Annotated in this window: 14 protein-coding genes; 5 read left to right on the plus strand and 9 right to left on the minus strand. The window is 72.3% G+C overall.

Annotated features, from left to right (window positions below; genetic code table 11):
- Positions 1-16: 16 nt before the first annotated feature.
- The 9 genes from ACFHWT_RS11925 to ACFHWT_RS11965 form a co-directional block, all read right to left on the minus strand.
- Positions 17-856 carry an Os1348 family NHLP clan protein gene (locus ACFHWT_RS11925; RefSeq protein WP_416594663.1) on the minus strand — a complete coding sequence of 280 codons (840 nt, stop codon included), beginning with the start codon at positions 854-856 and terminating at the stop codon, positions 17-19.
- A gap of 103 nt (positions 857-959) precedes the next feature.
- Positions 960-1,115, minus strand: a complete 156-nt coding sequence (locus tag ACFHWT_RS11930; RefSeq protein WP_233606460.1) for a hypothetical protein — start codon at positions 1,113-1,115, stop codon at positions 960-962.
- A gap of 84 nt (positions 1,116-1,199) precedes the next feature.
- A complete protein-coding gene (locus tag ACFHWT_RS11935; protein ID WP_416594664.1) occupies positions 1,200-4,676 on the minus strand; it encodes a cyclic nucleotide-binding protein in 3,477 nt (1,158 codons plus the stop codon).
- 126 nt (positions 4,677-4,802) lie between these two features.
- Entirely contained in the window at positions 4,803-4,961 is a 159-nt protein-coding gene (locus ACFHWT_RS11940; RefSeq protein ID WP_416594665.1) for a hypothetical protein, read from the minus strand.
- A gap of 102 nt (positions 4,962-5,063) precedes the next feature.
- Positions 5,064-6,596 (minus strand): trypsin-like peptidase domain-containing protein, encoded by a 1,533-nt coding sequence (locus tag ACFHWT_RS11945; RefSeq protein WP_416594666.1) that lies wholly within the window; start codon positions 6,594-6,596, stop codon positions 5,064-5,066.
- 62 nt (positions 6,597-6,658) lie between these two features.
- A complete protein-coding gene (locus ACFHWT_RS11950; protein ID WP_416594667.1) occupies positions 6,659-8,272 on the minus strand; it encodes a sensor histidine kinase in 1,614 nt (537 codons plus the stop codon).
- Positions 8,269-8,970, minus strand: a complete 702-nt coding sequence (locus ACFHWT_RS11955) for a response regulator transcription factor (protein WP_278167332.1) — start codon at positions 8,968-8,970, stop codon at positions 8,269-8,271. Before ACFHWT_RS11955 ends, ACFHWT_RS11950 begins: the two co-directional genes overlap by 4 nt.
- A gap of 89 nt (positions 8,971-9,059) precedes the next feature.
- A complete protein-coding gene (locus tag ACFHWT_RS11960; RefSeq protein ID WP_416594668.1) occupies positions 9,060-9,908 on the minus strand; it encodes a lysophospholipid acyltransferase family protein in 849 nt (282 codons plus the stop codon).
- Between the two features lie 125 nt (positions 9,909-10,033).
- On the minus strand, positions 10,034-10,819 hold the full coding sequence (locus ACFHWT_RS11965; RefSeq protein ID WP_416594669.1) for a GNAT family N-acetyltransferase: 786 nt from the start codon (positions 10,817-10,819) through the stop codon (positions 10,034-10,036).
- 103 nt (positions 10,820-10,922) lie between these two features.
- Here ACFHWT_RS11965 and ACFHWT_RS11970 point away from each other — a divergent pair, with 103 nt between their 5' ends.
- From ACFHWT_RS11970 to ACFHWT_RS11990, 5 genes are all read left to right on the plus strand, one after another.
- Positions 10,923-11,672 carry a hypothetical protein gene (locus ACFHWT_RS11970; RefSeq protein WP_416594747.1) on the plus strand — a complete coding sequence of 250 codons (750 nt, stop codon included), beginning with the start codon at positions 10,923-10,925 and terminating at the stop codon, positions 11,670-11,672.
- A 13-nt stretch (positions 11,673-11,685) separates the two neighbouring features.
- A complete protein-coding gene (locus tag ACFHWT_RS11975; RefSeq protein ID WP_416594670.1) occupies positions 11,686-12,600 on the plus strand; it encodes an ATP-binding cassette domain-containing protein in 915 nt (304 codons plus the stop codon).
- Positions 12,597-13,424: an ABC transporter permease gene (locus tag ACFHWT_RS11980; RefSeq protein WP_416594671.1), complete on the plus strand. Its 828-nt coding sequence runs from the start codon at positions 12,597-12,599 to the stop codon at positions 13,422-13,424. Before ACFHWT_RS11975 ends, ACFHWT_RS11980 begins: the two co-directional genes overlap by 4 nt.
- 225 nt (positions 13,425-13,649) lie before the next feature.
- Positions 13,650-17,561: a multifunctional oxoglutarate decarboxylase/oxoglutarate dehydrogenase thiamine pyrophosphate-binding subunit/dihydrolipoyllysine-residue succinyltransferase subunit gene (locus tag ACFHWT_RS11985; RefSeq protein WP_416594672.1), complete on the plus strand. Its 3,912-nt coding sequence runs from the start codon at positions 13,650-13,652 to the stop codon at positions 17,559-17,561.
- Between the two features lie 13 nt (positions 17,562-17,574).
- Positions 17,575-17,751 (plus strand): DUF6104 family protein, encoded by a 177-nt coding sequence (locus ACFHWT_RS11990; RefSeq protein WP_199757927.1) that lies wholly within the window; start codon positions 17,575-17,577, stop codon positions 17,749-17,751.
- Positions 17,752-17,784: the final 33 nt, after the last annotated feature.

The following is a 17,784-nucleotide window of genomic DNA, read 5'->3' on the forward strand; positions in this document are numbered from 1 at the left end:
GCGACCCTCAGGAAGGTCAGCGCAGTTCCTCGGGAAGCCGCAGATTGTCGCCGATCAGCCCGCCACCGACCGGGGGCGGCGACGGAGGCGTCGGCGGGGGCGGTTCGGTGGTCGGCGGCTGGTTGGTGACGCTGCGGTCGAGCCAGCCGTCACCGTCGTCGTCGTAGTGGGTCCGTTCGAAGAACCCGTCACCGTCGGTGTCGTACGCCGCGGAGTCGACCAGACCGTCGGCGTCGTCGTCGCGGCCGACGAAGTCGGCCCGACCGTCGCCGTCCCGGTCGACCAGGATGTCCACCCCGCCGTCCGCCCGGCCCCGGACGATGTGCCGGTCCCACTGGCCGTCGCCGTCGACGTCCACCCGGGTCCGATAGTCCTCGGGCACCGCCGGTTCGACCGGCTGGGGTGCCGCGCCGAACCCGGCGGGCCGGTCCGGCACCGAAGGGCCGGCCGCGTCCGGCCGCGCCCCGAACCCGCTGTCCGCTCCGGCCGGCCCGTGCCCACCGCCGGACCCGGCCGAACCGAAGCCGCTCTGCGCCCCAGCAGAACCGAAGCCGCTCTGCGCACCGGCAGAGCCGAGAGCCTCGTCGACGGCGCCGGCCGCCGCGCCAATGTCGCCGAAGCCACCCATCATCCCGGTCAATGGGCTCAGCAGCCCGAACGCGCTGGACTGGTTCGCCCGCGTCTCCACCGCCGCCGTCGGGCCCGTCGCGGCGCCGCCCATCTGGGTCTGCAGCAGTTCCTGCTCCTCGGCGGTGAGCTGGTACCCGGCGAGCGCGGTCGTCGGGTCGGCGGCCAGCGCAGCAGCGAATCCAGGGTCGGTCAGCAGGCGTTCGAGCACGGTGTCGAAGTCACTCATCGCCGTTCCCCTCGTCGATGTCGCTCCAGGGTAGTCCGGGACGACAATCCGCAACGAGCCCGGCAGCGCCCAGTCCGGGCCTCCGGCGGCTGACGGCCCGCGGTCAGTCCAGCTCCGGCATCGGTACGGGCTGCGGTCTGGGCCGGCAGGTGCCGCACTGCAACGCGTCCTCGACGACCAGGCCCTCCGCCCGACCCCGACGCTCCGACCGGTGCACCTCCAGCAGGTACGGGCCGAAGCGGGCGTGGTCCTCGCACACGCCTCGACCGCAGAACCGGCAGCCACCCCGCGCCGCCTTCGGGCAGAACCAACAAAGCACCTGTATCTCCGCTCGAATCGATGTCTACGTCACAACGCCGGGTTCGTCCCCGCAGTCGACGACCTCTACCTTGCTCTCCACCTGGCGGCTGAGTCCTCCGCTGTCCGTGACGGTGACCGTGATCGTGACGATTCCTCCGGCGCCCTGCCGGCTGGCCACCGGACCGATGGAGCCGCTGTGTGTCCCGGCCCCGCTGAAGGTCTCCGTCTTCTCCACTGGTCCACTCTGCCTCGCGACGACGGTCAGCCCGTCGGGCGCGTCGTCGGAGACCACCACCATCCAGCGCACGCTGGTCGGGTGATCGCTGCAGGGTTCGTTGTTGACCAGCTGAGTAATCCGGCCCTGCGGCTGAACCTCCCAGAAAATGGTCGGGGGCTCGTTCGGGGGCGGCTCGGTGGTCGGCGGTGGTTCGCTGGTCGGCGGCGGCGTTCTGGTCGGTGACGACGTCGGCGGATCGGTTGTCGGCGCTGCCGTGGTCGGTGGTGGTGGCGCGGTGGTCGGGGGCGGGCCGGGCGGGCTCGGCGGTGGGGCCGTGGTGGTCGGGCCGGGCAGCGGCTGAGTGGCCCCTGGGTTCGGCACCGGGTTCGGCGTCGGCTGGCTGGTGGCGGAGAGATCCGGCGACGGGCTCTGCACCGTCGGTGATCCGCTGGTGGCGCCCGGAGCGGGAGCGCTCGGCGTACCGCCGGGCGGGTCGACCACCCGGCCGTCACCGCAGCCGAGCTGCTCCCCGGTGGCCCGCAGGGACACCCCGTTGCGCCGCACCTCGCCGAGCGACACCCGGGCCGTTCCGGCGTTCACCGCGAACCAGGCCTCGCCCCGGTTCGCCAGGACGGCATCCTGGCTGATCACGGTCATCGCCAACGGCCGGAAGGCACCGGAGACGCTGGCGGTGTCGGCCAGGATCCGGCCCCGGTCCAGGGTCAGCTCCCCGCTGGGCGCGACGGGCCGGGTGCCGTCGCTCCACAGCGCCCCCACCTCGGCTTCGACCCAGGCGCAGAGCACCGTGGCGGCCCCGCCACGGAAAACGAGTTCACCGGCCGACCGGTCGGCGACCTCGATCCGGTCCCCCTCGGCGACGTACGCCGCCGCACCGTCGCGCAGCGTCAACAGTCGCCCCCCTGCGGTGCGCACCTCGACGGTGCCCCGCTCGGCCCGCAGCAGCGCCCGGTCGGTCGGCATTTCCGCCCAGGCCGGTCCGGGCATCAGGTTGCCGCCGCTGATCAGCAACGCGAACAGCAGCAGGAGCAGCACCAGCCACCACAGCCGGCGCTCGAACCGCCGGTCCACCCGGTCGTCGGCGTCCCCCGGCGGCGGGCCGGGCGGGGCGGCCAGCGGTGGGTAGTCGGCGGGCGGATGCACGCCGCTGGTCGGCGGACCGCCGCGTACCGTCGCCGCAGCGGCCTCGGCCACCTGCGACGGTGCCGCGCCGAGCAGCATCGGCAACCCGGCGACGGCCGGCAGCTGCCACAGCCGGGTCTGCGTACGGGTGGTCGCGACCACGTCCGGCGGGTCGGCGCCGACCGGGCCGATCATCGTGCCCCGGCGCAGTTCGAGGCCGTTCATCAGGGCGATCACACCCGATTCGAGGACCACCGCGTCGTACGGGCCGGCCAGCCGGACCGGCGCGCCGGGCGGCAACGTCACCGGTCGCGCCCGGGACACCAGCCCCAGCCGGTCCTCCGGGGTCAGCCCGGCCAGCGCGGGGGTCTCGGCGAACAGCGACTCGGCGGCGGTCCGATCGGCCGGCGGCGGACCGGGCAGCGGGCCGACGACCGTGGCGACTGCGGTCGGCGGCAGCGCCAGCAGCGTCGTACCGGCGGTGCGCCAGCTGAGCGTGGCCGGCGTACCGGTCAGGGCGCTGGCCAGACCGACCAGGCCGCCCGGTCCGAGCCGCTGCCGGACCGTACCGGCGGGGTCGCCGGGGGCGCGGCCCTCCACCGCGCCGTCGACGACGACGTAGACCGCCGGCTGGGCGGCGCCGGCGGCGACGAGCTGCTGGCCGGTACGTGGGTGCACCCAGCGCGCCTGGGCGGCGAGCCGGTTCAACGCGCTGGCCGGCAGCGTCCGCAGCGCGCTGGCGCGCAGCGCGTCCAGCCGGCGCGGGGTGTCGGTGGCGTGCCGTCGCTCGGCGAACACGCCGCGCAGCCGCCGCCAGCGCCGGGCCAGCCAGCCGGCCGCCAGGTAGACCAGCGGGGCAGCCAGACCGGCGACCACCGCGGCCAGCAGCAGCCGGGCCGGCCAGCCGGACCGCCACAGGCCCAGGACCAGGCCGGCGACCCGGTCGGTCCAGATTCGCCAGAACAGGTTCACCGCGATGACCACCCAGAGCACGGCGAGCATCCCGTACAGGGCGACCAGCCGGCCCTCCCGGTCCAGCGCCGACCAGCGCGGGCCACGCCGGCGCAGCCGGCCGGCGACGTAGGCCAGCCCACGGGTACGCAGGTTCGGGATCTCCAGCCAGTCCATCAACAGGTAGTAGCCGTCGAGGGCGAGGAACGGGTTGAGGTTGAACAGCGCGTTCAGGTACCAGGCGAAAGCGAGTTTGAACGTCCACGGCGCGGTCGCCGGAAAGATCAGTCCGACGATGCCGGCGACGCCGGCCAGCACCAGCCCGGCGGCCGGCCCGGCGGCGGTGGTGATCAGCCGTTGCCGGCGGCCGGCCAGCCAGACGTCGGTGGTGTCGACGAAGACCGACGGGATGCCGAAGTAGATGAGGAACCCGGCGGCCGGAACCCGGCGGCCGGCGTGTTTGGTGGCCAGGGCGTGGCCGAGTTCGTGGCAGGCGAGGGCGACGACGTTCAACCCGAGCAGCACCGCCGCGCCGGCCGCGTACGACCCGCCGGTGAGGAAGACCGCCTGCTCGCCGCGCCACCAGGTCCAGCAGAACGCGGCGAACCCGACCAGCGCGACGACGGCCAGCAGAACCGCCGCCAGCCGGGTGAACAGGAACCGGCCGCCGCCCCGGTAGAGGGCGCCGACCAGCGGGTCGACGTCGGCCAGCACGGTACGCCGGCCCTGCGCCACGGCCAGCAGGGTGCGGCCGAACCGCAGCGGCCACGGCTGGCGGCGCACCCGGGCCAGCGGGCGGAACGCGTCGACCGGCAGCTCGGCGAGCATCCGGTTGCCGGCCAGGTCGGCGACGACCCGGGTGACCTGGTCGGGGGCGAGCCGGCCGGCGATCCGGGCGAACTCGGCGACCAGCCGGGCCACCGTACGGCTGCCGTCCATCAGCTGGGCGAGCCGCCACTCGTCCGGGGCCAGCCGCAGGTAGCAGGCACCGCCGCGACCGTCCGGCGAGCGGAGCATCACGTACGGCATGCCACGTACCGAGGTCAACTCGACGTGCTCGATACCGGGCCGCAGCACCGGCCGGGCCCGTGCCGGGTTGAGCCGTTCGACGACGGCGTCCCACAGGCCGGCGTCGGCCGGGGCGACCGGCTGGCCCGGTGCCCGACCGGCCAGGGCCTCCCACACGCTCATCCTGGTCTCGACGACCGCCACTGTGCCTGCTCCTCCGCGGTTCTCGCGGCTGCAGGTTAGACCGCCTTGTCGACCGTACGCGACTGCTCGACCGCTTTCGGACAGCATGTCGTGCGGAAAAAGTCTCGTCGATCGACTACGCCGGGGTCAGCCGCTCATCCTTTCGGCCAGGGTACGGGCCCGGAACATCTGCACCCGCCTGGCCGTGTGCACCACATAGGAGCGCAGCGGGGTCGCCAGGTGGGCGTACACCCGGTCCGGTGCCGCCGTGCCGGTGAACCGGTCGGTGAAGGTCTCGGTGCGCACGCCGGGAGATTGGCGAACGGCGGGCGGCGTGACCAACCCCCTTGGTCACACCACCCGCCGCTCTTTTCTGGGGAGGCAAGTCAATCTGTCGTCATGTCGTGATCACGGCGCGTCGACGAGAGTGGCGGAGGCGGTCCGCGCCTCGCCGTCGCGCTCGTAGGTGATCTCGATCTGCTCCCCGACCTGGCCGGACTGCACCGCCGCGACGAGGTCGTCCGAGTCGTTCACCGGGGTCTGGCCGATCTGCACGACCACGTCGCCCTGGGCCAGGCCGGCCTGGTCGGCCGGGCTGCCGTCCTCGACCGCCGCGATCAACGCGCCCCCGCCGTCGGCAGCGGTCACGCTCACCCCGAGGTACGGGTGGCTGACCTCCTCGCCGGCCATCAGCGCTTCGGCGACGTCGGCGGCCTTGTTGCTGGGGATCGCGAAGCCGACCCCGATGTTGCCCTCGCCCTGCCCGGAGGTGGCGATCGCGGTGTTGATGCCGATCACCTCACCGTTGGTGTTGACCAGGGCGCCACCGGAGTTCCCCGGGTTGATCGGGGCGTCGGTCTGCAGCAGCCCGGACATCGAGCTGACCTGGCCTCCGCCGCCGAACGGGTTCTGCTGCTGGCCGCCCACCGAGATGGTGCGGTCCTGCGCGCTGATGATCCCGGCGGTCACCGAACCCTGCAGGCCGAGCGGGCTGCCCAGGGCCAGGACGGTGTCGCCGACCCGCATCGTGCTGCTGTCGCCGAGGGTCGCCGGGGACAGCCCGTCCACGTCGTCGACCTTGACCACGGCCAGGTCGGTACGCGCGTCGGTGCCGACCACACTGCCGGACGCGGAGCCGCCGTCGGCGAAGTACACGGTGACCGATCCGCCGCGCGCCGACGCGACGACGTGGTTGTTGGTCAGGATGAAGCCTTCGGCGTTGAGCACCACGCCGGAGCCTTCACCCGAGCCGATGGAGATCGACACCACGCTGTCCTGGACGGCGTCGGCGATCTCGGCGAGCGACGACCGGTCGATCACCGGCGCCGCGCTACCGCCGCCGTTGCTGCCGGTCTGCACCGCCGGCGCGGCGCTGCCGTTGTCGAAGGCGGCCACCACCGCACCGCCGACCGCACCGGAGCCGAGCATCAAGGCGAGGACGACCGCCGAGCCGGCGACGATCCGGCCGACCCGGTTCGGCGGCCGCTGGGCGCCGGCCTGGGCGGCGGCACCGGGCGGCGGTGACCAGTTGACGTGCGGCTGGCCGTAGCCCTGGCCGGCGTACGGCTGGCCGTGGCTCCACTGCCCGTGCTGGCCGTGCCCGTACGGCACCTGGGCGTAGCCGGGGGCGTACGGGCCGGCCTGCGGCTGGCCGCTGAGCGGCGGTCCGGTAACCGGCTGGGCCGACGCGGGCTGGGCCGGCTCGGCTGCTTCGGACCCGGGCGTCACAGCCACGGGCGCCTCAGGCGCGGACGAGTTGGGCGCGGGCTGGGCTGGCGCGGGTGAGCCGGCGTACGGCTGGTTGGTCGGCGTCCAGTCAGTGGACGGACGACCGGCGGCCGGGTCGGGCTGGCCCGACGCGGCAGGGGCCTGCCAAGGGCTGGCCGGCGGTTGAGCCTTGTCCGACGGCTCCGCCGGCGGCGTGGTCTCGTGCTCGCTCATGTGTTCAGATTGCCCCACGGCACTTCGACGTACCTGATTTGCGGCTGAGGCTTTGCTGAAAATCATGATTCGTCGCCGTCGATGTCGGAGTCGACGAGGTCGGTGTCGGCCAGCGGGAGCCGGACCCGGAAGGTGGCGCCCTCACCGGGCTCGCTGTGTACCTCGACGGTGCCCGAGTGGGCGGCGACGAGGGCGGCGACGATCGCCAGCCCGAGGCCGGTGCCGCTCGGCCGCTCCGCGCTGCGGGTACGGGCGGCGTCGGCCCGGTAGAACCGCTCGAAGACCCGTTCGGACTGCTCCGGCGTCAGCCCGGGCCCCTCGTCGGCCACCTCGACCGTGGCGAAGCCCGGCTCGGCGGCCCGCAACCGCAGGGTGACCGGTGTGTCGGCCGGGGTGTGGTTGATCGCGTTGGTCATCAGGTTGCCGATCACCTGACGCAGCCGGGCGTCGTCGCCCAGCACTACCAGCCGGCCGGCACCGGGCCCGATGTCCAGCTCCACCCGGCGCTGCGGGTCGACCGCCCGGGCCGCCTGCACCGCGTCGCTGGCCAGCACCGGCAGCTCGACCGGAGCCAGATCCAACGGGCGTTCCCGGTCGAGGCGGGCCAGCAGCAGCAGGTCCTCCACCAGCAGGCCCATCCGGGCCGCCTCGTCCTCGATCCGGCGAACCAGCCGGGCCGCTTCCTGCGGCGACGCGGCGGCTGCCCCCTGCCGGTACAACTCCGCGAAGCCGCGGATGGTGGTCAACGGGGTCCGCAGCTCGTGCGAGGCGTCGGCGACGAACTGGCGCATCCGCTCCTCGGACCGGCGGGCCCGGGTCTCTGAGGACTGGGCCGCGACGGCGGCTTCCCGGGCCGACGCCTCCGCCATCCGGGCCGCCCACTCGGAGCTCGCCCGGGCGGTGAACGCCGCCTCGATCTGGGTCAGCATCGTGTTGAGCGTGCGGGACAGCCGGCCCAGCTCGGTCTGCGGCACGTGCGCGCCCGGCTCCGGGTCGGGCACCCGCCGGCTCAGGTCACCGGCGGCGATGGCCGCCGCGGTCTGCTCGATCTCGACCAGCGGTCGTAGGTTGGTCCGGACGATCGCGGCACCGGCCAGGGCCAGCAGCGTCACCACTCCGATGCCGACCAGGATGTCGATCCAGACCAGCCGGCTGACCGCCCGGTCGACGTCGACGAGGCTCTGCCCGACCGCGATGACGTCGCCGGTGGGCAGCGACGCGTAGAGCATCCGCCAGCGCGGGGCGCCGTTGCGGGCGTACACGGTCTTCGGCTCGCCCTGCAGCGCGACGAAGCCGTCCCAGTCGGCCGGCCAGCGCGGCAGCTCGCCGGTGGCGATTCGGTCGTCGTCGTAGTAGGGCCCGCCGAGCGGGCCGTCCTGGTACGAGACGACCACCAGGTAGTTGGTCGGCAGCGGGGCGGTGACTGAGGCGCGCTGGTCCCACACCGGCAGGCGTTGCGCCTTGCTCACCTCGTCGCGCAGGCCCGTGACGTAGTCGCGCAGGTCCGTGTCGATCTGGTCGACCAGGTAGCTGCGCAGGAAGAACGCGCTGCTCACGCTGATCACCAGCAGCGCGGTGAGGACCAGGCTGAGCACCGAGGTGACCAGCTTGACCCGCAGCGGTACGCCGCGCAGCCAGCCCGTCACCGGGGCGGGTGCCAGCGTCGGCCTGTTCACGCCGCTGGTTTGCGCAGCACGTAGCCGACGCCACGCAGGGTGTGGATGAGCCGGGGTTGGGTGTTGTCGATCTTGCGGCGCAGGTACGAGATGTAGGACTCGACGATGTTGTCGTCGCCCCGGAAGTCGTAGTTCCAGACGTGATCGAGGATCTGCGCCTTGGACAGCACCCGGTTGGCGTTGAGCATCAGGTAGCGCAGCAGCTTGAACTCGGTCGGTGACAGCTGCACCCGGTTGCCGGCCCGGTAGACCTCGTGGGTCTCCTCGTCCAGCTCCAGGTCGGCGAAGGTGAGCCGGGAGGAGGTCTGACCGCCGTTGCTGGTGCGCCGCAGCACCGCCCGGATCCGGGCGGTCAACTCCTCCAACGAGAAGGGCTTGGTGACGTAGTCGTCGCCGCCGAGGGTCAGCCCGCGGATCTTGTCGTCGGTGGCGTCCCGCGCGGTGAGAAAGACCACCGGGGTACGGGTACCGGCCTCCCGCATCATCCGAATCACCTCGAAGCCGTCCAGGTCGGGCAGCATGACGTCGAGCACCACGAGGTCGGGCCGGCGCTCGCGGGCGGCGTTGAGCGCGGCGCTGCCGCTGGTCGCGGTGGTGACGTCGAATCCGGCGAACCGCAGACTGGCGGAGAGCAGTTCGAGGATGTTCGGGTCGTCCTCGACGACGAGCAGCTTCGCCTCAGTCTGCGATGCGGTCATGACCGCATCATCCCGGATCGGTCTGGGTTCGGCCTGGGGAGCCGCTGACAATCAGCTGAGAGTGAGCTCGATGTCCGGGACGAGTGAGCTCAGCCGACGAGGTCGAGGGCGGAGCGGGTCGGTGCCGGGTCGCGGTCGGCGAGCCGGGCGAGTACCCGCCGGTGCCGGGACCGGTCCGGCGGCAGTGGTGCACCGGCGTCCAGCGTCACCACCAGATCCCGCAGCCCCAGCACCCGCCGTACCGACGGCCACAACGCCTCGTCCCCGATGAACGCCGCCACGCTGGTCGGCACCGGCCCGGCCGGTGCCAGGTCGACCGACCCGGCCGCCGGCGTCCCGGCCGGGCCGGCGAAGTGGTACGTCAGAGTGAGCGGGACGACCGGCACCTCCGCGTCGAGCGCGGCCTGGAACAACGCGGGGCGAAACGGTGCCGGGCGCGGCGCACCCGAACTGCACCGACCGGCGGAGGTGACCCGGCCGGCGGTGCCGCAGGTCGTGGTGGCCTGCGGGAACACCGCGATCTGGTGCCCGGCGCGCAACGCAGCGGCGACGTCAGCGACCGTGCCGGGCAGCGTACGGGGCCGGTCGCGGTCGATGAACAGGGTGCCGCCGACCCGGGCCAGCGCGCCGATCACCGGCCAGCCCCGGATCTCCCGCTTGGCCAGCAGGCGGGCCGGGGAGACGGCGAGGATGGCCAGGGTGTCCAGCCACGAGACGTGGTTGGCGGCCAGCAGCGCCGCCCGGACCGGCAGCCGGCCGACGAGCCGCAGCCGGACGCCGAGCGCGCGCAGCAGTCCGCGCGCCCACAGCCGCCCGGCGACCGGACGCAGCCGCCGGGTGAGCAGCGGCAGCAGCACCAGCAGGACCAGCCCGGCGGCGAGCATGCCGAGCACGCCGGTCAGCCGGGTCAACCGGGTCAACCGGCCGGCGGCGGGCACGGTGGGCGGGGGCGGCAGGCAACCGGCCCCACATCCTGATCGGGGTCGCCAGAAGGTGCCGTGCCCGAGCGGTCGCGGTGACCTGGCGAGCGGTCGCGGTGACCTGGCAGGCGATCTCGGTGCCATCACAGCTCCAAAAAGTGACGCAGGTAACGGGGATCGATCCGGTCCAGCGACAGCAGCACGTACAGGTCGGCGACTGCGAAGTCGGGGTCGTACGCGGGTTCGCCGCACACCCAGGCGCCGAGTCGCAGGTAGCCGCGCAACAACGGCGGCATGCCTACCCGGCCGGGCCTTGGCGGGGCCGGTGCAGGTGGCGGTTCGGGTTCGGCGAGCCAGGGTCGGCGTGGCCGCACCCGCAGCAGCGGCGGGGCCAGGTGCCGGTCCCGGACCGTACGCCAGACGGCATGGGCGGTCGCCCCGCCGTCGTGCAGCGGTACCGAGGCGCAGCCGCCCAGCCAGCGCAGGTCACGTTCCCACAGGTAGCGGGCGATGCCGGCCCAGATCAGGTTGATCACCGCACCGCCCCGGTGGTCGGGGTGCACGCAGGCCCGGCCGGCCTCCACCAGGTGGTCACCGATCAGCCGCAGTGGTCTGGTGTCGAACTCGGTGTCGGCGTACCGGCGGCCGAGCCGGGCGGCGCGGTCCGGCGGCAGCAGCCGGTAGGTGCCGACCACGGCACCGGTCCGGGTGTCCCGGACGATCAGATGGTCACAGTGTTCGTCGAACCCGTCCACGTCCCGGTCGGCGTCCACCCCGCCGGAGCGGGTGTCGGAACCGGCACCGAACTCGGCGGCGAACACCTGGCGACGCAGTCGCTGTGCGGCGGCGACCTGATCGGTGTCGTCGGCGACAGAGACGACGTACTCGCTGGTCCTGGCTGGGGCGGCGGCGGTCAGCAACACGGCCATGAGATGTGTGTAAGGTGCCCCGGAACCGTCGACGTGTCGGCAGCGGATGGCACCGGTGTCGATCCGGTGAACGGCGGTGGCGATCGACTGCGAGGATGGTCCGGTGCTGATCTCCGCCCGGTTCAACGGCCCGACCGGCTCCGCCAACGGCGGGTACGCGGCCGGCCGGTTCGCCCAGGCGCTGCTGCGCGCCGAGCCGGCCACCGTGGTCCCGGGTCGGCCGGTTCGGGTGACCCTGCGCCGGCCGCCGCCGCTGGACACCGAGCTGCGGGTGGTGCGTACCGCCGATGACGCCCTGAGCGTGGCGACCGGCGGAGATCCGGTCACGCTGATCGCCGAGGCCGAGGCGGTCGACGGCTCGATCGACGGGCTGACCGGGACGGTCTCCGGGCCGACCGTACCGCCGGTCGATCCGGCCACAGCGGAGGCCGCCAGCGCCCGGTACCCGGGGCACGCCGCGCATCCGTTCCCGGACTGCTACGTCTGCGGCCCGCGCCGCCCCGACGGTCTGCGGGTGTTTCCCGGGCCGGTGGGTGACGGGCGCAGCGCCGCGCCGTTCGTCGTCCCCGACGGCCGCGCGGTGCCGACGGTCTGGGCCGCGTTGGACTGCCCCGGCGGTTGGACGGTGCTCGCCCCCGGCCGGCCGTACCTGCTGGGCCGGATGACCGCGACGGTGGCCGCGCTGCCGGCACCGGGCGAACGCTGCGTGGTGGTCGGTGAGTTGCTCGAAAGCAGCGGCCGCAAGGCCGAGGTACGCACGACGCTCTACGATGCTGCGGGACAACCGCTGGCGGCGGCCCAGGCGACCTGGATCGCCATCGCCGGCCTGCCGCCGGGTGACGGGGCGGTGTGACGAGAGGAGCTACATGTCGCAGGACGGACGCATCGTCGTCTCCGGGCTGACCAAGCAGTACCGCAATGTCCGCGCGGTCGACGATCTGTCGTTCACCGTGGAGCCGGGGCGGGTGACCGGCTTCCTCGGCCCGAACGGGGCCGGCAAGACGACCACCCTGCGGATGATGCTCAACCTGGTCACGCCGACCAGCGGTCATGCCACCGTGGGCGGGCGGCGGTACGCCGACCTGACCGATCCGCTGCGCCACGTCGGCGCGGTGCTGGAGGCGTCCAGCGCGCACAAGGGCCGCTCGGGCATCAACCACCTACGGGTGATCTGTGCCGCCGCCGGGTTGCCGCTGCGCCGCGCCGAGGAGACGCTCGGCCTGGTCGGGTTGACGCCGGCCGCGAAGCGCAAGTTCAAGGGCTACTCGCTCGGCATGCGGCAGCGGCTGGGGATCGCCGCGGCGATGCTGGGCGACCCGAAGGTGCTGATCCTCGACGAGCCGGCCAACGGCCTGGACCCGGAGGGGATCCGCTGGATGCGGGACCTGCTCAAGTCGTTCGCCGCACAGGGCCGTACGGTCCTCGTCTCCAGCCACCTGCTGGCCGAGATGCAGCTGCTCGCCGACGACGTGGTGATCATCGCGGCCGGTCGGCTGGTGCGGCACGGCCCGGTCGCCGAGGTGATGGCATCGATGTCCGGTGCGTCGACGATCCGGGTCCGCACGCCGCACGGCGAGAAGCTGACGGCGGCGTTGAGCCGGACAGAGGCGACGGTGCAGACCGCGCCGGACGGCGCGCTGCTGGTCGTCGGGGCGGACGCGCCGACGGTCGGCCGGACCGCCCTGGCCGAGGGCGTCGAGCTGCACGAGTTGACCACCGAACGACCCGACCTGGAACGGGTCTTCCTCGAACTGACCAGCGCGAAGGCGGCCATCCGATGAACCTGGTACGCAGCGAGCTGCTCAAGATCACCACCACCGCCACCTGGTGGGTCTTCGGCCTGATCTACCTGCCACTGTGGGCGGTCACCCTGCTGGTCAACTACGTGCAGACCAGCGTGCTGTCCGACCCGGGGCGGTTCGGCCCGACGACGGCGGAGAACGACGAGGTACTCAGCGCGGTCAGCGAGGCGCCGGCGCTGGCAGCCAACCTCTACACCAACGGCCAGTTCTTCGGGCTGCTGGTGGTGATGCTGCTCGGTGTGATCGTGGTGACCAACGAGTACTTCCACCAGACCGCGACCACGACCTTCCTGACCAGCCCGCGACGCACCGAGGTGGTGCTGGCGAAGCTGGCCGCCGCGTCGCTGCTCGGCTTCGTCTTCTGGCTGATCACCACGGTGGTCAACCTGATCGCCGGCGCGCTGGTGCTGGCCACCTTCGACATCGGTCCGGAGTTCGGCTCGGCCGCGGTCTGGGAGGCGGTCGGGCTCAACGGCCTGGCCTACCTGCTGTGGGCGATCTTCGGGGTCGGCTTCGGGGTGCTGATCCGCAGTCAGCTCGGGGCCACCGTCTCGGCGATCCTGCTCTACCTGGGCGGCTACATCGGTGCCGCGCTGGTGCTGACCACGCTGGCGTCCCGGTTCGGCGACTGGATCAACGACCTGCAGATCATCGTGCCGTCGTTGGCGTCGCAGCTGATGGTCGCCGGCACCGACCTCCCGGGCAACCCGCCCCGGTGGACCGGTGCGCTGATCCTGATCGGCTACGCGCTGTTGACCGGCATCGTCGGTACGGTGATCACCCGCCGTCGGGACATCTCCTGACCGGTCGGGCATACCACCTCTGACCTGCCATTCCGGCCGGTACGGCGAGCGCCGTGCCGGTCGGTGCGGCTGGGGCAGCCGTTGTGAAAAGTGACACGAGCCGCATGCGACAATGCCGCCCGTCGGCGTACGGCGTAGCCTGGTAGCCGTCCCCGACCAGCGCCCCGACCCTGGTGGCGTCCCCCGCGTGACAATCCGACCGCGTGAAAGAGGCGATTACCGGCCGTGTCGACCCAGCAGACCTCGCAGGACAATCCGCTGGCGGGCTTCGGCCCGAACGAGTGGATCGTCGATGAGATGTACCAGAAGTATCTCACCGATCCCGCCAGCGTAGATCCGGCTTGGCACGACTTCTTCGCCGACTACAGCCACGAGCAGGTCGCCTCGCCGACCGAGGCAGCCGCCGCGACGGCGACCACGGCCGCCGCCCGGGCCGGCACCGACGCGCCGGCCGCGCAATCCGTCCAGCAGACCGAGGCACCCGCGCCGGGTCGCGGGACCACCCGCCGGGCGGCCGAGCCGGCTACGCCCAAGAGCAGCCCCACCCGGGCGAACGCGCCGGCCGGCAGGATGGCACCGGCGGGCAAGACGGCACCGGCCAAGCCGGCCGCCGGCCAGGACGGCACTGGCAAGACCGCCGGCAAGTCGACCGGCGGCCGGTCCGCCGCGACGAAAACGGCGGCCAAGGCACCCGCAGACAAGGCACCCGCAGACAAGGCAGCAACCGGCAAGGCAGCAGCCGGCAACGGTTCGATGGCCGGCGGCAGCCGGCAGACCCCGCTGCGCGGCGTCGCCGCCCGGATCGTGCAGAACATGGACGCGTCGCTGGCGGTGCCGACCGCGACCAGCGTGCGCGCGGTCCCGGCCAAGCTGCTGGTCGACAACCGCATCGTGATCAACAACCACCTGGCCCGGGGCCGTGGCGGCAAGGTCAGCTTCACCCACCTGATCGGGTACGCCATGGTCCGGGCGCTGGTCGAGCACCCGGAGATGAACAACTCGTTCGCCGAGATCGACGGCAAGCCGAACATGGTCGCGCCGGAGCACGTCAACCTCGGCATCGCCATCGACCTGGCCAAGCCGGACGGCTCCCGAACCCTGGTGGTGCCGTCGATCAAGGCGTGCGAGCAGATGGACTTCCGGCAGTTCTGGCAGGCGTACGAGGACGTGGTCCGCCGTGCCCGCCGGGGCGAGCTCACCATGGACGACTACAACGGCACCACGATCTCGCTGACCAACCCGGGCGGGATCGGCACCGTGCACTCCCAGCCCCGGCTGATGACCGGGCAGGGGGCGATCATCGGCGTCGGCGCGATGGAGTACCCGGCCCCGTACGCCGGGATGTCCGAAGAAACCCTGGCCGACCTGGCGGTCAGCAAAGTCATCACGCTGACCAGCACCTACGACCACCGGATCATCCAGGGCGCGCAGTCCGGCGAGTTCCTCAAGACCATGCACGAGCTGATCCTCGGCGAGCACGGCTTCTACGACCAGCTCTTCACCGCGCTGCGGATCCCGTACGAGCCGGTGCGCTGGGTGCGCGACGTGGCGGTCAGCTCCGAGGGGCAGATCAACAAGACGGCGCGAGTCAACGAGCTGATCCACGCGTACCGGGTGCGCGGGCACCTGATGGCCGACACCGACCCGCTCGAGTTCAAGATCCGTAAGCACCCGGACCTGGACGTGCTGCAGCACGGCCTGACCCTGTGGGACCTGGACCGCACCTTTCCGGTGGACGGCTTCGCCGGCCAGCAGCGGATGAAGCTGCGGCAGATCCTCGGCGTGCTGCGCGACTCCTACTGCCGCCGGGTCGGCATCGAGTACATGCACATCCAGGACCCGGAGGAGCGCCGCTGGATCCAGGAACGCATCGAACGCGGCTACGAGAAGCTCGACGCGGCCGAGCAGAAGCACATCCTCAACCGGCTCAACGCCGCCGAGGCGTTCGAAACCTTCCTGCAGACCAAGTACGTCGGGCAGAAGCGCTTCTCGCTGGAGGGCGGCGAGTCGCTGATCCCGCTGCTGGACGAGGTCCTGCAATCCTCGGCCCGGGCCGACCTCGACGAGGTGGTCATCGGCATGGCCCACCGGGGCCGGCTCAACGTGCTCGCCAACATCGTCGGCAAGCCGTACGAGAAGATCTTCTCCGAGTTCGAGGGACACCTCGACCCGAAGTCCACCCAGGGCTCCGGCGACGTCAAGTACCACCTCGGTCAGGTCGGCAAGTTCACCACTCCGGACGGCGAGCACGGCATCACCGTGTCGGTGACCGCCAACCCGTCGCACCTGGAGGCGGTCGACCCGGTGCTGGAGGGCATCGTCCGGGCCAAGCAGGACCGGATCGACCTCAAGTTGGAGGGGTACACCGTCCTGCCGCTGCTGGTGCACGGTGACGCCGCGTTCGCCGGGCAGGGCGTGGTCGCCGAGACGCTCAACCTGTCGCAGCTGCGCGGCTACCGGACCGGCGGTTCGGTGCACGTCGTGGTCAACAACCAGGTCGGGTTCACCACCGCGCCGGAGCACAGCCGCTCGTCGCTCTACTCCACCGACGTGGCCCGGATGATCCAGGCGCCGATCTTCCACGTCAACGGCGACGACCCGGAGGCGGTGGTCCGGGTCGCCCGGCTCGCCTTCGAGTACCGCCAGGCGTTCAACAAGGACGTCGTGATCGACCTGGTCTGCTACCGGCGGCGCGGGCACAACGAGGGCGACGACCCGTCGATGACCAACCCGCTGATGTACGCGATCATCGACTCGAAGCGCAGCGTCCGCAAGCTCTACACCGAGGAGCTGATCGGCCGGGGTGACATCACCATCACCGACGCCGAGGAGCTGCTGCGCGACTACCAGACTCAGCTCGAGCAGGTGTTCAAGGCGACCCGGGACGCCGCCACCTCGGCGACCAGCCGGTTGCCCAGCCGCCAGCCGGAGCCGGAGCCGCAGGTGGCGACCGCGGTGGACGCCGCCGCCGTGCAGGCGGTCGGCGACGCGCACGTGGACCTGCCGGAGGGATTCACCCCGCACAAGCGCATCCAGCAGCTGCTGGAGCGGCGGGCGAAGATGTCGGTCTCCGGCGACATCGACTGGGGCTTCAGCGAGATCATCGCGTTCGGCACGCTGCTCGCCGACGGCGTCACCGTCCGGCTGGCCGGCCAGGACTCCCGCCGTGGCACCTTTGTGCAGCGGCACGCCTCGGTGGTCGACGCCCGCACCGGGCGGGACTACCTGCCGCTGGCCAGCCTGGTCACCGACGAGTCACGGTTCTTCGTACACGACTCACTGCTCAGCGAGTACGCGGCGATGGGCTTCGAGTACGGCTACTCGGTGGAGAACCCGGAGGCGCTGGTGCTCTGGGAGGCGCAGTTCGGCGACTTCGTCAACGGTGCCCAGTCGATCGTCGACGAATTCGTCTCCTCCGGCGAGGTCAAGTGGGGGCAGCGGTCGGCGCTGACCCTGCTGCTGCCACACGGCCACGAAGGGCAGGGCCCGGACCACACGTCCGGGCGTCCGGAGCGTTACCTGCAGATGTGCGCCGAGGACAACATGCGCGTCGCGATCCCGACCACCCCGGCGAACTACTTCCATCTGCTGCGCCGGCAGGCGCTGTCGCCGAAGCGCAAGCCACTGGTGGTGTTCACCCCCAAGTCGCTGCTGCGGCACAAGCTCTGCGTCTCCTCTGTCGCCGACTTCACCTCCGGCACCTTCCAGCCGGTGCTGCCGGACCCGGTGGCCAACGGTCGGCCGGAGGCGGTCAAGCGGGTACTGCTGTGCACCGGAAAGATCTACTACGACCTGCTGCAGGCCCGCGCCGAACGGCACGCGGTCGCCGGCGGCAACGGTCAGCTCGACACCGACACCGCGATCGTCCGGATGGAGCAGCTGTACCCGTTGCCGGTGGAGCAGATTCAGGCGGCGCTGGCCGGCTACCCGAACGCCGAGGACTTCGCCTGGGTCCAGGAGGAGCCGGCCAACCAGGGTGCCTGGTCGTTCGTCGCGCTCAACCTGCTGGAGCACCTCGACGGCGTACAGCTGCGGCGGATCTCCCGGCCCGCGGCGGCGGCACCGGCGGTCGGCTCGACGAAGCTGCACGACGTCGAGCAGTCCGCGCTGATCGACGCCGCGCTGCCGCGACGCTGACCGGGAGGCACACGTGTACTTCACCGACCGGGGCATCGAGGAACTGGCGCAGCGCCGCGGCGAGGAGGAGGTCGCCATCTCCTGGCTCGCCGAGCGGCTGCGTGACTTCGTCGACCTGCACCCGGAGTTCGAGACCCCGGTGGAACGGTTCGCCACCTGGCTGGCCCGGCTCGACGACGAGGACGACTGATCACCGTTGACGCTGGCCCCACCCGGGCCGGGA

It is taken from the genome of Micromonospora sp. LOL_021 (assembly GCF_048060215.1).
Taxonomy (GTDB): Bacteria; Actinomycetota; Actinomycetes; order Mycobacteriales; family Micromonosporaceae; genus Micromonospora_E.

Coding starts and splice junctions, on each gene's coding strand:
- ACFHWT_RS11925 (WP_416594663.1), bottom strand. CDS start 856: ATGAGTGACTTCGACACCGTGCTCGAACGCCTGCTGACCGACCCTGGA.
- ACFHWT_RS11945 (WP_416594666.1), bottom strand. CDS start 6,596: ATGAGCGAGCACGAGACCACGCCGCCGGCGGAGCCGTCGGACAAGGCT.
- ACFHWT_RS11955 (WP_278167332.1), bottom strand. CDS start 8,970: ATGACCGCATCGCAGACTGAGGCGAAGCTGCTCGTCGTCGAGGACGAC.
- ACFHWT_RS11965 (WP_416594669.1), bottom strand. CDS start 10,819: ATGGCCGTGTTGCTGACCGCCGCCGCCCCAGCCAGGACCAGCGAGTAC.
- ACFHWT_RS11975 (WP_416594670.1), top strand. CDS start 11,686: ATGTCGCAGGACGGACGCATCGTCGTCTCCGGGCTGACCAAGCAGTAC.
- ACFHWT_RS11980 (WP_416594671.1), top strand. CDS start 12,597: ATGAACCTGGTACGCAGCGAGCTGCTCAAGATCACCACCACCGCCACC.